At 68.3% G+C, this 15,325-nt stretch carries 11 protein-coding genes and 1 pseudogene; 9 read left to right on the top strand and 3 right to left on the bottom strand.

Going from position 1 to position 15,325, the window contains the following annotated elements; genetic code table 11:
* Window positions 1-414: 414 nt before the first annotated feature.
* Window positions 415-1,623, bottom strand: coding sequence for a hypothetical protein (locus H504_RS0126590; protein ID WP_026425255.1), 1,209 nt, complete (start codon window positions 1,621-1,623; stop codon window positions 415-417).
* Window positions 1,624-1,634: 11 nt separating this feature from the next.
* Entirely contained in the window at window positions 1,635-3,140 is a 1,506-nt protein-coding gene (locus H504_RS0126585; RefSeq protein WP_026425254.1) for an alkaline phosphatase D family protein, read from the bottom strand.
* A 1,326-nt stretch (window positions 3,141-4,466) separates the two neighbouring features.
* Here H504_RS0126585 and H504_RS0126580 point away from each other — a divergent pair.
* From H504_RS0126580 to htpG, 6 genes are all read left to right on the top strand, one after another.
* On the top strand, window positions 4,467-5,387 hold the full coding sequence (locus H504_RS0126580; RefSeq protein ID WP_157440652.1) for an FG-GAP repeat domain-containing protein: 921 nt from the start codon (window positions 4,467-4,469) through the stop codon (window positions 5,385-5,387).
* Window positions 5,387-6,220 (top strand): FG-GAP repeat domain-containing protein, encoded by an 834-nt coding sequence (locus H504_RS0126575; protein ID WP_026425252.1) that lies wholly within the window; start codon window positions 5,387-5,389, stop codon window positions 6,218-6,220. Before H504_RS0126580 ends, H504_RS0126575 begins: the two co-directional genes overlap by 1 nt.
* A 52-nt stretch (window positions 6,221-6,272) precedes the next feature.
* The gene (locus H504_RS37170) at window positions 6,273-6,602 is read left to right on the top strand and encodes a hypothetical protein (RefSeq protein ID WP_051386297.1); all 330 of its coding nucleotides are present in this window, start codon (window positions 6,273-6,275) and stop codon (window positions 6,600-6,602) included.
* Between the two features lie 47 nt (window positions 6,603-6,649).
* Entirely contained in the window at window positions 6,650-7,141 is a 492-nt protein-coding gene (locus H504_RS0126565) for a DUF305 domain-containing protein (protein WP_051386296.1), read from the top strand.
* A 917-nt stretch (window positions 7,142-8,058) separates the two neighbouring features.
* On the top strand, window positions 8,059-8,901 hold the full coding sequence (locus tag H504_RS0126560; RefSeq protein WP_026425250.1) for a phosphotransferase: 843 nt from the start codon (window positions 8,059-8,061) through the stop codon (window positions 8,899-8,901).
* A 187-nt stretch (window positions 8,902-9,088) separates the two neighbouring features.
* Window positions 9,089-10,945 (top strand): molecular chaperone HtpG, encoded by a 1,857-nt coding sequence (htpG, locus tag H504_RS0126555; protein WP_026425249.1) that lies wholly within the window; start codon window positions 9,089-9,091, stop codon window positions 10,943-10,945.
* 563 nt (window positions 10,946-11,508) lie between these two features.
* On the opposite strand, the pseudogene H504_RS40555 reads toward htpG, so the two are convergent.
* Window positions 11,509-12,411: pseudogene (locus H504_RS40555) on the bottom strand (IS5 family transposase).
* 140 nt (window positions 12,412-12,551) lie between these two features.
* Between H504_RS40555 and H504_RS0126545 the strand changes: the two are divergent.
* From H504_RS0126545 to H504_RS37165, 3 genes are read left to right on the top strand one after another with little or no spacing between them, the layout of a single operon-like run.
* Entirely contained in the window at window positions 12,552-13,457 is a 906-nt protein-coding gene (locus H504_RS0126545; RefSeq protein ID WP_026425247.1) for an ABC transporter ATP-binding protein, read from the top strand.
* On the top strand, window positions 13,454-14,173 hold the full coding sequence (locus H504_RS0126540; RefSeq protein WP_026425246.1) for an ABC transporter permease: 720 nt from the start codon (window positions 13,454-13,456) through the stop codon (window positions 14,171-14,173). The genes H504_RS0126545 and H504_RS0126540 overlap by 4 nt, the downstream gene beginning before the upstream one ends.
* An 18-nt stretch (window positions 14,174-14,191) precedes the next feature.
* Complete coding sequence (locus tag H504_RS37165; RefSeq protein ID WP_157440651.1) at window positions 14,192-15,298, top strand: sensor histidine kinase; 1,107 nt, start codon at window positions 14,192-14,194, stop codon at window positions 15,296-15,298.
* Window positions 15,299-15,325 lie beyond the last annotated feature (27 nt).

Below are 15,325 nucleotides of genomic sequence, written 5' to 3'. Positions count from 1 at the left end.
GGCGCGCGGTGCGGGAGTGGGGCTTCGTCGATCAGGAGTGGGTTTTTTGGGGGTGCGGTGCGGGAGTGGCGCTTCGTCGATGAGGGAATGGTTTTTTGGCGTGCGGTGCAGGGTGTGGTGCTTCGTCGACGAGGGTCGGGTTTCGAGGGGCGCGGTGCGGGGATAGCGCTTCGTTGATTTGCGTGGGGATTTCGAGGGGCGCGGTGCAGGTGTGGTGCTTCGTCGATATAGGGCGGGTTTTTGGGCGCGTGGCGCGAGAATGTGTGGTGGGTGTTCGCGCGGCGGTTTGGGGGTGGTATTGGAGTGTGGGAGAGTTGTGTCGATTGTCGCATGGCGGGCCGGGCCGGGAGGGAATTATGGAACCGCTCCGACTCGGGGTCTCCCGGTGCCCGAGCCGGAGCGGGGATTGGGGGGTTACCAGGTGGAGTTGGCCAGTCCGGTTCCGAGGTAGATTTGGTCGAATCCGTTGCCGTCGTTGTCGTCTGTGTAAGTGAGGGTGATTTGGCCGAATGGGTTTACCGCGAGGCCAGGTTCGTTTTGCTTTCCGGTGATCACGGTGTGGACCCGCAGGCGGGGGAGTCGGCCGGTGGTGGTTCCGTCGGGGTTCAGGCCTTGCGCGTACACGTCTGCTGCGTCGGTCCAGGCCACTACGACGGACAGTTGGTCGTCGATGCCGATTTGGGGGTCGGTTCCGGGGAGTGGGGTGTCGGTGGTGGTTCGGGGGGTGCCGGTGGCGGTGAATGACCGGGTCCCGGTCTGGCCGCCGTCCGTTTCCCAAGTGACGGCGAAGTCGCCGTTGAAGTTCGCGGCGACTGAGGCGTGGTGTTGTTGTCCGGTGGTTGTCGCGTTGGCCACGCCCTGTGCCAGCTTCACCGTGCCCGTCGGGGTGACGATCTTTCGGCCGATGTTGAATGAGCCGTTGGCATCTCCGTCTTCGTCCCACACCACGATCGCGTTGCCTGCCGCGCCCATGGCGACGTCGGGGCGCTGGTGTGTTCCGCCTGCGTTGTTGACCTGGACCTCGTACGTCTTGGAACCGATGGAAGCGAAACCGGACAGGCGGACGGTCGGTGCGGCGGTACCCTGCTTGTCTTCGAACGCCACCGCGAAACCTGGGCCGTCGGGGTTGGCGGCGACGGCGGGATTTGTTTGCTGACCATCGAAACTGGCGTTGGCGGTCGCGGAACCTGTTACGGTGCCCGAAGTATTCACCGTGCGGACCGCGATGTTGTAGTACCCGTTGGCATCCGGGTCCTCCGACCACACCACGACCGCTGTGCCGTCTTCGTGCAGGGCTACGTCCGGCTGGATGTGCCGCCAGTTGCCGGTTCCCCCAGCCGACAGCTTCTTCTCGTACTGCGAAACGCCGTTCTTGAACAGTCGCAAGTAGACTTCGCTGTGGGCGTTGTCCTCCGGGGCGGTCGTGTCGCGGTCGTCCTCCCAGACGACGGCTGTGTATCCCGTTCGGACAGTCGCGACGGCTGAGTTGTCCTGGTCGCCGGTGGAGTCGGAGTTCGCGGTGGTCCAGGTGATGTCGGCCGGGGTGGTGCCGTCGGCGGCCGCGATGCCCGCGAACAGGACGGTGCAGGCGGCGGTCGCGCCCGCTACGAGCAGTGCACGCATGGTTCTCCTGTTCACGGCGCCTGCAGGCCGGGGTTCCCGGCCTCGATGACGTAGCTCTGCGCGGTTTTGACCGGGTAGTCCCGAGTGGTCACCTTGTCCAGCACACGGAAGTCGACGTGCATCTCGGTCGACGAGGTGACGGTGCGGACGTAGCCGCGCTGGTTCTTGTAGAACTTGATGTGCGGGTTGAGGCTGGACGTGCCGGTCTCCGACGCGCTTCCGTCGCCGCCGGAAGTGATCGACGTGCTGATCAGCTCGGTGCCGATGACCTTGTTCTGCGTGCCGTAGTCGGCCATGATGTTGGCCGCGTAGTGCCGGTGCACGTCGCCGGTCAGCACCACGGGGGTGTTGCCGCGCGCCTGCCAGCCGGACGTGATGCGACCCCGGTTCGCGGTGTACCCGTCCCAGGCGTCCATGTTGCGCGCGCCCGCCGAACTTTGCAGCATCTGTGCGAAGAACACCTGCTGCCCGATCAGGTCCCAGGTCGCCAGCCGCTGCCCCAGGCCGTCGAGCAGCCACGACTCCTGCGCCGCGCCGGTGATCGTGCGCCCCGGGTCGTCCGCCGCCGGGCACACTTTCGACCCGTCGCCGCACGCCTGGTCGTCGCGGTACTGCCGCGTGTCGAGCATGTGCAACGTGGCCAGGCTGCCCCACCGCAACCGCCGGTACAGTTGCAGGTTCGACCCGGACGGGGCCTGCGCCGCCCGCAGCGGCATGTGCTCGTAGTACGCCTTGTACGCCGCCGCCCGCCGGGCCGCGAAGTCCCCGGCGGGGGAGGAGTCGGCGCGGACCAGGTTGGCGTAGTTGTTCTCCACCTCGTGGTCGTCCCACACCACGACCCACGGCGCGGCGGCGTGCGCGGCCTGCAGGTCGACATCCGACTTGTGCTGCGCGTGCCGCACCCGGTAGTTGGCCAGGCTGGTGATCTCGGTGCTCGGCTGGTGCTTGCGCACGCCGGAACCCGCGCCGCCCTCGTAGATGTAGTCGCCCAGGTGCAGGATCAGGTCCGGGTTGTCCTCGGCCATCCGCCGGTACGCGGTGAAGTACCCGGCCTCGTAGTGCGAACACGACGTGAACAGCATCGTCAACGCCGGGCTCGTCCCGACCGCGGGCGCGGTCCTGGCCCGACCCACCGGCGAGATCTGGCCCTGCGCGCGGAACCGGTAGAAGTACACGGCACCCGGCTGCAACCCGGAGACCTCCACGTGCACGCTGTGCGCCCACGCCTGGCTCGCGGTGTAGGTGCCGGTACGGACCAGTTGGGTGAAGTTCTGGTCGGTGGCGACCTGCCACTCCACATCCACATTGGCTGTGCCCATCCCACCCAACCCGTCGGCGTTGAGCGGACTCGGCGCCAACCGGGTCCAGATGACAAACCCGTCGGCCACCGGCTCACCAGCGGCGACACCCAACGTGAACGGGTACGCCACCGCGGTGGCCAACCCCCCGCTCGCCAGCACGACACCCGCGCTCGCCAGACCACCGATCAGGAAGGTCCTTCGCTGCAGTCGAGTCATATCCCCGTTCCTACGGTGGCGGGCCAAAGTGATCCAGACCTCACACCCGATGTTCACGCAATGGCCCACGAAATCGCCAGCCCCACCTCACGATCACCCAACGTGACAAGGGTTTGCGGCATGATCGCCACCTGGGTATAGGGGGTGTGGTCCCGGGATCGCGCACCCCAGGCCCGATCATCGTTTCCGGAATCGGCTTGACGACGGATCGCGAAGTCCCGGCATTGGCCCCGTACCCGCGGTCGATGATGTATGCCAGCCACGGACCCCCGACTTGGTCACATCCGGCTGGTGGGTTCGGCCCATCAACCAGCCGGATCGCCCACCTGTGGTGCTGTGGTCGACGACCGAGTTGTCCACACCGCGCATGGCCGTCCACAGGTCTGGGCGTCCACTCCTGATGATCATGGGGTACCGGTAGACTGGCCTCGGGGACGCCCCCCGGGAAGGGTGGGGGCCGGGCTGTGGGGGGGTTTGGGGGCGGGTGGAGTGCCACATTGACCGCTCCACTCGTCGGCGTGGGTCTGTGTGGAGTGGCGGGCCTCGACGCATTCACCTTTGTCGCGGCCGCGTCAATGTGTTTGTTTTTGTGACCGTCATTGCCTGATAAACCCATGATCCGCACCCCCGTCCGCGACGGTATGCGATATCCCGCGCCCACTCGTGTATTCCGCAGCAGGCGCGCTGGCGTTGGTTGGTGTCGGGGGCGCGATGACGTACGCGCCGAACGCGCTCGCTCTGGCGCTGGGCGCGTGGCTGGTGAGCGTGGTCGACTTCCGAATCCCGTTGGCGGCGGTCGGTGCTGGGCCTCGGGTGCGCCGTGTGGGCCTGGACCATGCCGAGACTCCGGATCACGCTCCAGCCCCCTCGACCCCGCTGCCGCTGGATGACGGGGGAGATCAACCGCAAACGGATCGGTCGCCTGGGAGTCCTGTTCGGCCGTGGAGTTGTCCACACTCCGACTGCTTGTCCACAGCCCGCACCACCAATCCCTGATGATCATGGGGCACCGGTAGACTGGCCTCGGGGACGCCCCCCGGGAAGGGTGGGGGCCGGGCTGTGGGGGGTTTGGCGGCGAGGGTGGGGATGTGTCGGGTGGTGACGAAGTTTGGGGGTGGGTAGGGGTGGTGGTGTTTGGGCCGCGTGGGTGGGTGGGGAGGCGTGGACCGTATTGGGGAGTGGGGAAGACCGTTTGCGATGGGGGGTAAGGGTTTCCTAGACCGGACGGTCGAATTTTGGTGTGGGGTAAGAACGTTTGGGCGGTGTGTCGCGATCAGGGCGGGTGGACGGCCGCGAACCCTGTGGCCGCCGGATGATGGGGAGACCATGCGCAAGCTGAGATCCGCGACGAGAGCTGTCTTATCGGCGGTTGTGTTGTCCGCGCTGGCCGTGACCACGGTGGCGGGGCCTGCTTCGGCGGCTCCGGTGGCGGGGGTACACCCGCACACGCACTCGACCCTGGCGAGCCGCAACCCGATCGTGGGTGATGTGAATGGGGACCACATCGCCGACAAGGTGACGTTGGGGCCGGAGCCGAGCAGTTCCAGCGACCACACGTGTTCCGTCCAGGTCGCCTACGGGCGGGCCGATGGGACTTTCGGTGCCGCGGTGACCTCGACGTACACCTCGCCGCAGACCGCGCGGCCGTATTGCCCGGACATGGGGGTGGTTGTCGACCTGGGGGGTGACGGGAAGCCCGAGATCGTCACGACCGGGTTCAGTTGGTACGACGGCTCCAAGGGGCTGTTGGTGCTGCGCCGGGTGAACAATGTGATCAAGTACGTCGCCACTTACCCGGGCGTCAGCTTCCCGAGCACGATCCGCGCCGTGGACTTCGACGGGGACGGGCGCCTGGACATCTGGGAGTCCAGTGACGAGAGCCAGCGGCTGCAGTCGTTCCACAACGCCGCCAACGGGACCATCGAGCTGGGCCACATCAACGCGTGCTCCAGCCCGCCGGTGCCGCGGTACTCGCTGGGCGACTTCGACGGTGACGGTGGCCAGGACTTCCTCGTCACCCGGCAGTGTGGTTTCATCGACAACTACGCCGAGTTGTACCTCGCGAAGAAGTCCGCGCCGGTCGTCTTCGCGCACGACCTGAACGGCGGCCTGTCGTACGACGTGTTCTCGGGCTACTACAACGGCGACGAGTTCCTTGACGTCACCCTGTTCACCTATGGTGGCGCCACCACCACCGTGCGGCACTTCCTTAATGACGGCGCGGGCAACTTCACCGAGGTGCCGTGATGCGCAAGCTCGTCGCGGCGCTGTCCGCGGTCGCGTTGACCGTCCTGATCCCGGCCACCGCCACCGCGGGCGGCAACGACGAGGCGGTGATCGGGGACATCACCGGCGACTCGCTGCCGGACCGGATCACGTTCGGTCGGGCCTGGGACAACAACTGCATGGTCGTCGTCGAGCCAGGGAAGCCGGGCGGCGGCTACGACTGGGGGCAGACCTACCTCTACGAGTCGCCCGTGTCCTATGAGCCGTACTGCGCGAGCATGGGTGAGCTGGTCGACCTCGGTGGGGGCGTGAAGGAACTGGTCACGACCAACTTCTGGAACGACGGGGACGCCGGCCTCGTCGCGCTCCGCCTGGAGAACAACGCGATCACCGTGGTCGGCAAGTACGCGGGCGTGCCGGACCCGAACTTCGTGCAGCAGGCCGACTTCACCGGCGACGGCCGCGGCGACGTGTGGGTCTACAGCGACCAGTACTGGCGGCTGCGCTCGTTCAACACCACGTCGACCGGCGACCTCGTGCCCGGGTCGATCAGCGAGTGCACCGGGCGGGCGCCGCAGTACGTGCTCGCGGACTTCGACGGTGACGGCGGCCAGGACATGCTGGCCGCGCTGGACTGCGGCACCCGCAGCGCCAAGCTCCTCTACGGTGGCAACCGCCCGGCGCTGACCCTCGGGTCGATCTCCGGGTCCGGGCCGCAGTTCAAGGTGTACCTGGCCGACAACAACGGCGACCAGTACCCGGACGTCACCGTCGACACCCCGCAGCCGGACTACTCGATCGTCACCAAGCGCTACGTCAACGACGGGGCCGGGAACTTCACCCCGCTCCCGTGACCACCGCCGGGTCGCCGTCCCCCCGACGGCGACCCGGCCCTACATTGGGTGCGTGGCCAAGTCGATCGCGCGGTGGGCGCTGCTGTGCGCGGTGCTGCTCGGCGTGGTCGGCATGCACCACATGACCACGTCCGACCCGGTGATGTCCGTCGCGGTCTCGGTGGACGGCCCCTCGGTGGACGCCGACGCGATGGCCGGGCACGACCTGCTGCATCTGTGCCTGGCCGTGCTGGTCGCCGCCGTCGGGCTCGTGGTGCTGTGGTTGCTGTTGGTGACGGGTTCCGCCGCCGTGCCCGGCACCCGCTCGTCGCGGTTCGTGACCACGCCCCGCGCGCCACCACCAGGTCGATTACTGGTCTCCCTCTGCGTGTCCCGGCGCTGACCGGCGGGTTCCCACCCGCCCACCTCCGAACTCACGCAAGGACTCCCATGATCAGGAAGACCCTGGTCGGGGCGGCGCTCGCCACCCTGACCCTCTCGGCGTGCGCGTCGACCCCCAGTCCCGACCACAACGCCGCCGACATCGCCTTCGCCCAAGGCATGATCCCGCACCACGCCGACGCCATCACCATGTCCCGCCTGGTCGACGCCCGCACCACCAACCCGGACGTCCTCGACCTCGCCCACCACATCGCCGCCGCCCAGGACATCGAGATCACCACCATGACCGGCTGGCTGACCGCCTGGAACGCCCCCACCCACACCATGCCGATGGACGACAAGGGCGCCCTCGAATCCCTCACCGGCCCCGCCTTCAACCGGCGCTGGCTGACCCTGATGATCACGCACCACGAGAACGCCATCACCATGTCCCACACCGAACTCACCACCGGCACCAACCCGGACGCCAAGGCCATGGCCCACCACATCATCGAGGCGCAGCAAACCGAGATCACCCACATGCAGTCCCTGACCGGCTGACCCACCGCTCTGTGGGCGGCGCCCCCCGCCCACAGAGCCGCCGGGCCGTTCAGCAAGAGCCAAGCCCCGCGACCGCTCTGCCTGGGCTCATCTGCCGAAGCATGTCCGACCTGGTTTCGCCTGCTACTCGGTTCGCTCGGCGCGGGTCGATTCACTGACCGATTCGGCCGATACTCGTCCATTCGTTGACCAGTTCGGCCGGTCTTGGTTCCGTCGTTGACCGGTTCGGCCTGTACCGGTCCACTGATCGACTCTTCCGACCCGGTGCATTCCACCGGCTGCCTGCCCCATCGGCCCAGACGCACCCGCCGCGACGTTCACCGCCCGGAGGTCCATCCGCCCCGAGACTCACCCACCGCGACGCCACCCGCTGCCATATTTGCCTGCCCCGATACTCACCTGCCCAAGTTTTCACTCGGCCCAGCGGCGAGGCTCACCCAGCCCCGCGAGGTCCATCCGCCCTGAGGCCCACCTGCCCCGGGGTTCACTCGGCCCAGCCCCGCGAGGTCCACCCGGCTCGGCAACGCGAGTCCACCCCCAGCCCGGCAGTACGAGGTTCACCCAGCTCGGCGATACGGGTCCATCCGCCCTGAGGTTTACTCGGCCCAGCCGCGTGCGGCCCACCGGTCTGGCGGCGCGAGGTCTACCCGCCCGAGGTTTCACTCGGCCAGCGGCGCGAGCCCACCCGGCCCGGCGGTACGAGGTTCACCCGGCCCAGCGCTTGACTTTCCGTCATCCGGCCGCCAGGCAGGGGCCACCCACCCGGGGGTCAGGTGCCCATTCATGAGCTTACGGCCTTGGGCGAGTTGTCAAGGGCGGCAGCGGTGCGCTGTGGACAGCTCGGTGGCTTGTGGGCAACTGTGGGCGAATGGGCACCTGTCATGTTCGCGGGTGCTTTGGTGAGTAGCCTTCGGCAGGTGGACTTCGACGGATATAATCTGCGTACCCAAGACATTGCCGATGTGCTGGCCACGGCCGAAAAGGCGCTGGCAGTTCGGTTGATCCGCCAGGAATCCAGCTATGGCACGCAGGGTGCGACTATCGGTTTCCCCAGTAGTGACAACACCTGGGTGCACCTGACCTGGCGGAGGTCGACGGTGGTTGACGGCGGCTGGGTCAGCGTGGAGTTCGCTTCCGCACTCACGGGCGTTCGCAAGCCGGCGCTGCTCCGTTCGCACCGCTGGTGTGACGCGCGGCGGGACGTTGTGTGGCGGGCGGACGAGTCGGAACTGGTCCAGGCGGCCGCAGTGGCGGGTACAGGCGTGCTCACCGATGACCCGGGGCTCAGCGACGAATGGTGGGACGATCTTCGGAACTCCTTGGGCCATCTGGCAAAGCACGAAACCCGCCGCGTCGTGATGGGTCAGGAGCACCTGGGTAAGCGGATTGCCGAGGTGTTCGGAGCGAGTGGCGCCGACACCACGATCACGGAATGGGTGACGGCTCACGGTGACATGCATTGGGGCAACGTCACAGCACCGCAGTGCTACATACTCGACTGGGAGAGTTGGGGCGTGGCACCGCGCGGGTACGACGCGGCAATACTTTGGGGCCATTCATTGCCGGTGCCGGGGGTCGCGAATCGAATACAACGAGAGTTCGCGGCCGACTTGAGCTCACGTTCGGGCCGACTGGCTCAACTCTTGTTCTGCTCGAATGTGATCCGTCTCGCCAAGAAAGGGCCAACCCCCGGCCCCCTCGTGGAGCCTGCGACCACTGCAGCGGCGCGACTGCTTGAGGAGTTGACGTCCCTGGCATGAGGTCGCTCTTGCGTCAGGACCTGGTGCCCCAGAGCCGCGAGCGGCAGGAGGGTTGTGCGGTGGGTCACGAACCGCGCAGGGAGGGAGGGCCGGTCGGGTGATGGGGTGGGTGGAACCCGCGTGGGGGGTTGGGGTGCTTCGCTACGATGCCGGGGCTGTTCGACAGGCCTGAGGAGAGGTTTCACCCGTGACCGCGAATGTCGAGACGCTCGAGTTTCAGTCCGAGGCTCGCCAGTTGCTGCAGTTGATGATCCATTCGATCTACTCGAACAAGGACACGTTCCTGCGCGAGCTGGTCTCCAACGCGTCGGACGCGTTGGACAAGCTGCGGTTGGAGGCGTTCCGGGACAAGGATCTCCAGGTCGACACCGATGACCTGCACATCGACCTGGAGATCGACCGGGCCGCGCGCACCCTGACCGTGCGGGACAACGGGATCGGGATGACCCGGGACGAGGTCGTCTCGCTCATCGGCACGATCGCCAAGTCGGGAACCGCCGAGTTCGTGCGCAAGCTCAAGGAGAACCAGCAGGACCTGATCGGCCAGTTCGGCGTCGGGTTCTACTCGAGTTTCATGGTGGCCGACAAGGTCACCCTGGTGACCCGCAAGGCGGGGGACGCCACCGGTACCCGCTGGGAGTCGACCGGCGAGGGCACCTACACGATCGAGCCGGTCGAGGACGCCGCGCAGGGCACGGCCGTCACGCTGCACCTGAAGCCGGAGGACACCGAGGAGCACCTGTACGACTACGCCTCGCGGGCGAAGGTCGTGGAGATCGTGCGCCGGTACTCGGACTTCATCACCTGGCCGATCCGGATCGAGCCGGACGGGGGCGGCGACGCCGAGGTGGTCAACTCGCGCAAGGCGCTGTGGGCGCGGCCGCAGAGCGAGGTGACCGAGGACGAGTACACCGAGTTCTACAAGCACGTCAGCCACGACTGGACCGCGCCGCTGGAGACGATCCGGCTGGCCGCCGAGGGCGTGTTCGAGTACCAGGCGCTGTTGTTCCTGCCGCAGCGGGCGCCGTTCGACCTGTTCATGCGGGACCGCAAGCGGGGCGTGCAGCTCTACGTCAAGCGGGTGTTCATCATGGACGACTGCGAAGAGTTGATGCCGGAGTACCTGCGGTTCGTCAAGGGGGTCGTGGACGCGCAGGACCTGTCGCTGAACGTGTCGCGGGAGATCCTGCAGCAGGACCGGCAGATCCAACTGATGCGCAGGCGCCTGGTGAAGAAGGTGCTGAGCACGGTCAAGTCGATGATGGCGGACAAGCCCGAGTCCTACGACACGTTCTGGTCGGAGTTCGGCCGGGCGGTCAAGGAGGGCCTGCTCGACGACGTCGACAACCGCGACGCCATCCTGGACATCGCCTCGTTCGCGTCCACCGACGACCCGGAGAAGCTGACCACGCTCGCCGGGTACGTGGAGCGGATGAAGGACGGCCAGGAGCACGTCTACTACATGACCGGCGAGTCCCGGTCGGCGCTGGAGAACTCCCCGCACCTGGAGGCGTTCCTGGCCAAGGGCTACGAGGTGCTGCTGCTCACCGACGCGATCGACGAGATGTGGGTCGGGTCGGTGCCGGAGGTCAAGGGCAAGAAGCTGCAGTCCGTCGCGAAGGGACAGGTCGACCTCGACTCCGATGAGGACAAAGCCGACGCGGAGAAGCGCGCCGAGGAGTTCGCCGGCCTGTTGACCTGGATGGGGGAGCAGTTGGCGGACAGCGTGAAGGAGGTCCGGCTGTCCTCCCGGCTGACCACGTCACCGGCCTGTGTGGTCGGAGACGAGTTCGACCTCACCCCCACCCTGGAGAAGATGTACCGGGCGATGGGGCAGGAGGTGCCGCAGGTCAAGCGGGTGCTGGAGCTGAACCCGGCCCACCCGCTGGTCACCGCCCTGCGCACCGCCCAGTCCGAAGACCGCGCCGACGCCGACTCGGCGGAACTGCTCTACGGCATGGCCCTGCTCGCCGAGGGCGGGGAACTCGCCGACCCGACCAAGTTCGTCCGTCTCCTCGCGACCCGCCTGGAAAAGAGCCTGTAGCACTCTCTCCTGCCGTCCACCCCCTCGCCCGGCCTCGTTCCCGCCTTTGACGGGGCGGGCGGCGGAGAGGGGGTGGGCGGTGAGCGCGGCCCGCAGGTCACCGAACAGCGCCGGGTACTCACTCGCGATCCGGGTATCGCCGGGAAGAACATGGCCAGGTGGTCGGGTTCAGTGCTGGCGGCGAGGCCCCCCGCCGTCCCGGCGTGCCCCCACCCTCCCGGGGGGCGTCCCCGAGGCCAGTCTACCGGTCCTGAAGCAAAAGTGGTGAGGTCGCGCAAGACCTGTGGATAACTTCGGGCCATGGGTGTGGGGCGGCGAGTGGCGTTCTGGGGTGCTGAGCCGTGTGGCAATGCTGAGCCCGACGCCGCGACCGGTGGAGCTGGGTGGTTGCGGTGTGATCCTGCGGTCTTGGCTGCCACGGTCAACGCGGGGCCCGGTTGCTGCCGGGCCTGTCGCACCAGGGGGTAGTCCGCGTGTTCGACGTCGCCGCGGACAACGAACGGCGTCGGGTGCGCGCGGTCGGCAGGTGTGGGCCGCGTTGTCGGGTGCACTAGGGCCTGTCCTCAAAGCCAGATCGTGAGGGTGGCCAGGTCGATCATGCCTCGGTGGGAGGTGGCGGTCTTGTCGAATCTGGTGGCGATGGCGTGGAACTGTTTGAGTCGGTTGAAGCAGCGTTCGACCACGTTGCGGCGTGTGTAGGCGGTGCGGTCGAAGGCCGGTGGTCGTCCGCCGGCGCGGCTTTTGCGTTTGCGGTTGTCTTGTTGGTCGCGGCGTTCCGGGATGGTGGCCGGGGTGCCTCGTCGGCGCAGGTGGTCGCGGATGGCCTTGGTGGAGTGGCCCTTGTCGGCGAGGACGCGGCCCGGTCTGGTCGCCGGGCGGCCCGGACCCGGTCGTCGGAACGTGATGCCGGCCATGACCCGGGTGAGTTGGGTGCGGTCGTTGACGTTGCCGCCGGTCGGCACGACCGACAGTGGTCGTGCGTGGCCGTCGCGGGCGAGGTGGATCTTGGTGGTGGGTCCGCCGCGGGAGCGGCCGATGGCATGATCGTCTGGCTCACCGTGCCCGCCGCGCGATCCGTCCGGCCCCCTGTGTGGGACGCGGTCGCGCGGCGGGCGCCGGCGGCGTGCTGATGCGCCCGCACGATGCTGGAATCCACCGGGACCTCACGGTCGGGTTCGTCGACGGCCTCGGCGATCACCCGGACCCTCGACACCAGCGTGGTCAGGACACCGTTGCGCGACCAGCGCCGGAACCGGTTGTACACCGTCTTCCACGGCCCGTACCGTTCCGGCAGGTCCCGGCACGCCACACCCCGTCTTGGCCTTGAACGGCATCCCGTTGACCACTCGCCGGTCGTCCACACGCGGACGCCCCTTCACGCCCGAGGCGGGCGACAACGATTCGATCGCCTGCCACTGCTCATCCGCCTGCCACTGCTCATCGGTCAACTCGTGCCTGCGGATCACGACCCAGGATCAAACCAGGTCAACCACACCAGCTTTGAGGACACGCCCTAGTGGTCCAGACCTCGCCATGACACCTGTCATGGCGAGGTCGTGACGCGTAGACCAGGTTGTGGGCCCGGTGGTGCGGCACAGTTCTTCCCATGAACGCAACACCACCGGGCGCGGCCGTCGGGATTGACGGGCTGCGCAAGCACTTCGGGGACGTGCGGGCGGTTGACGGGATCGACCTCGTCATCGCCCCGGGTGAGGTCGTCGCCCTGCTCGGGCCCAACGGGGCGGGCAAGTCGACCACTGTGGACATGTTGTTGGGGCTGTCCAAGCCGGACTCGGGGAGTGTGACCGTGTTCGGGCAGGCGCCGCGGGACGCGGTGCGGTCCGGGACCATCGGCGCGATGCTGCAGGACGGCGCGTTGCTGCCGGACGCGACCGTCGGGGAGACCATCGCCCTGGTCGCCGCGTTGTACGCCAAGCCGCTGCCGGTCGCCAAGGCACTCGACCGGGCCGGGGTCGCGGACCTGGTCGGGCGCCGCTGCGGGAAGCTCTCCGGTGGTCAGCGCCAGCGGGTGCGGTTCGCGTTGGCCCTGGTCAGCGACCCGGACGTGCTCGTGCTGGACGAGCCGACGGTCGCGATGGACGTGGAGACGCGCCGCCAGTTCTGGCGGGCCATGCGCGAGTACACCAGCACCGGCCGGACCGTGCTGTTCGCGACGCACTACCTGGAAGAGGCCGAGGAGTTCGCCGACCGGGTGGTGCTGATGCGGGCGGGCAAGGTCGCCGCGGACGGGTCGGTCGCCCAGATCAGGGCCACCGTGTCCGGGCGGACGATCACCGCCGTGGTGCCCGGCGCCGAGGTGGGCGCGTTGCGGGTGCTGCCGGGGGTGCGCGACGCCGAGGTCCGCGCCGGTCGGATCACCCTCGCCTGCGTCGACTCGGACGCCGCCCTGCGCGCCCTGCTCACCCAGTTCCCCCTCGCCAGCGACATCGAGATCACCGCGGTCGGCCTTGAGGACGCGTTCCTCGCGCTCACCGCGCAGGAGTCGGCATGAACACCACGTACCTGTTCCTCGAACTGCGGCGGTCGCTCCGCTCGCCGCGTTTCATGATCTTCACCGTGGGCTTCCCGGTGATCTTCTACCTGCTGTTCTCGTCGATGTACGCGAACTCCGACCCCGACGCCAAGACCGTCCTGATGGCGGGGATGGCCGGGTTCGGCGGGCTCACCGCGTGCGTCTCCACCGGTACCAGGATCGCCGTCGAGCGGTCCCTTGGCTGGCAGCGGCAGTTGCGGCTGACGCCGCTGTCCCCGTCGGGGTACATGATCGCCAAGGCCATCTGCGGCATGGTCGTCGCGCTCGGCCCGATCCTGCTGGTGGACGTCATCGGCCTGGCGACCGGGGTGAGCCTGAACCCGGCGCAGTGGCTGCAGGTCGTGCTGGGCACCTGGGTCGCGTTGATCCCGTTCGCTGTGCTCGGGGTGCTGATCGGCCAGGTCGCGACCGGGGACAGCGTGCAGGCCATCGGCAGCGCCACCTTCATGCTGCTGAGCATCGGCGGCGGGCTGTGGTTCCCGCCGGAGCAGATGCCGGGTTGGCTGCGCGACATCGCGCACGTGCTGCCCAGCTACTGGTACGGCGGTATCGGCCGGGACGTGGTCATGCACGACATCGACGCGGGCACGACCGTGCTGGTCCTGGTGGCGTGGACGGTCGGGCTGGGCCTGGTGGTCATGCGCCGGTTCCGGGCCGACACGGCGCGGGTCTGAGCCGTACCGTTGAGCACCGTGAGCGGGCAGGAGATCGGGATGGGGAGCGGGCGGCCCGGACGCGGCTGGTGGGTGATCGGCGTGTTCTTCGTGCTGGCCTTCCTGCCCACCGTCGGCTACCAGGTCACCCGGGACAACCACCCGACCTGGGTCAAGGTCGTCCTGGTCGCCGGGGTGGTGTGCTACGGGCTGGGTTACCTGGTCCTGCCGGTTCTGCTGGACAAGGCATCCGACCGCGGTCGGGTCGCGCTCTGCACGGGCTTGCTGGTGCTGGGGATCGCGGTGGTGTTCGGGGCGGGCCTGGACTACACCGCGATCCTGGTCTACGCCACCGCCCTGGTGGCGATCATCTTGCCGATCCCGCTGGTCCTGGCCCTCGACGGCGGCGTGATCCTGGTGTTCGGCGTGATCTTGACGATCACCGGCCACCTGGGCGACGACTGGGGCACGCTGGTGACGCTGGTGTCCGTCTCGATGAGCGTCGGGTTCATCGGCCAGCTCGCCAGGACCGTGCGGGCGCTGCGGGCGGCCAAGGACGAGATCGCCACCCTGGCCGCCGCCGACGAGCGGGCCAGGGTGGCCCGCGACCTGCACGACCTGCTCGGGCACAGCCTCACCACCATCACGGTCAAGGCGGGGCTGGCCCGGCGGGTGCTGGAGAGCTCGGGCGACCTGGATCGGGCGCTGGTCGAGGTCCGGGAGGTCGAAGACCTGTCCCGGCAGGCGATGCAGGACGTGCGGGCCACCGTCTCGGGCTACCGGGAGGTGGCCCTGTCCGTTGAGCTGGTGGGGGCGCGGGCGGCGCTGCGGGCGGCGAACGTGACCGCCGAGTTCCCGCACGCGGTCGACACCGTCCGACCCGATCTGCGTACCCCGTTCGGGTATGTGTTGCGCGAGGCGGTCACCAACGTGCTCCGGCACAGCGGCGCCACCCGGTGCGAGGTGCGGCTGGGGGAGACGTGGCTGGAGATCACCGACAACGGCCGCGGCGGTGTCCCCGGGTCCGGGAACGGGCTCTCCGGCCTGCGGGAACGCCTGGCCGAGGTCGGCGGGACGGTGGACGCCGGGCCGATGCCGGACGGCGGCTTCCGGGTGAGCGCGAGCGTGGCGTGCCTCCCCAGCTAGATGATCTTGGTCTCCGGTCCGCGCAGG

This window comes from Actinokineospora inagensis DSM 44258 (genome assembly GCF_000482865.1).
In the GTDB taxonomy this organism is placed as follows: domain Bacteria; phylum Actinomycetota; class Actinomycetes; order Mycobacteriales; family Pseudonocardiaceae; genus Actinokineospora; species Actinokineospora inagensis.
Note: the sequence above shows the minus strand (reverse complement) of the source record. Positions and strands in the feature narration are given on the sequence as shown.

Bases quoted from the DNA above. Each gene is read 5' to 3' on its own strand.
- H504_RS0126590 (WP_026425255.1), bottom strand. From the start codon at position 1,623: ATGCGTGCACTGCTCGTAGCGGGCGCGACCGCCGCCTGCACCGTCCTG.
- H504_RS0126585 (WP_026425254.1), bottom strand. From the start codon at position 3,140: ATGACTCGACTGCAGCGAAGGACCTTCCTGATCGGTGGTCTGGCGAGC.
- H504_RS0126580 (WP_157440652.1), top strand. From the start codon at position 4,467: ATGCGCAAGCTGAGATCCGCGACGAGAGCTGTCTTATCGGCGGTTGTG.
- H504_RS0126575 (WP_026425252.1), top strand. From the start codon at position 5,387: ATGCGCAAGCTCGTCGCGGCGCTGTCCGCGGTCGCGTTGACCGTCCTG.
- H504_RS0126565 (WP_051386296.1), top strand. From the start codon at position 6,650: ATGATCAGGAAGACCCTGGTCGGGGCGGCGCTCGCCACCCTGACCCTC.
- H504_RS0126545 (WP_026425247.1), top strand. From the start codon at position 12,552: ATGAACGCAACACCACCGGGCGCGGCCGTCGGGATTGACGGGCTGCGC.
- H504_RS0126540 (WP_026425246.1), top strand. From the start codon at position 13,454: ATGAACACCACGTACCTGTTCCTCGAACTGCGGCGGTCGCTCCGCTCG.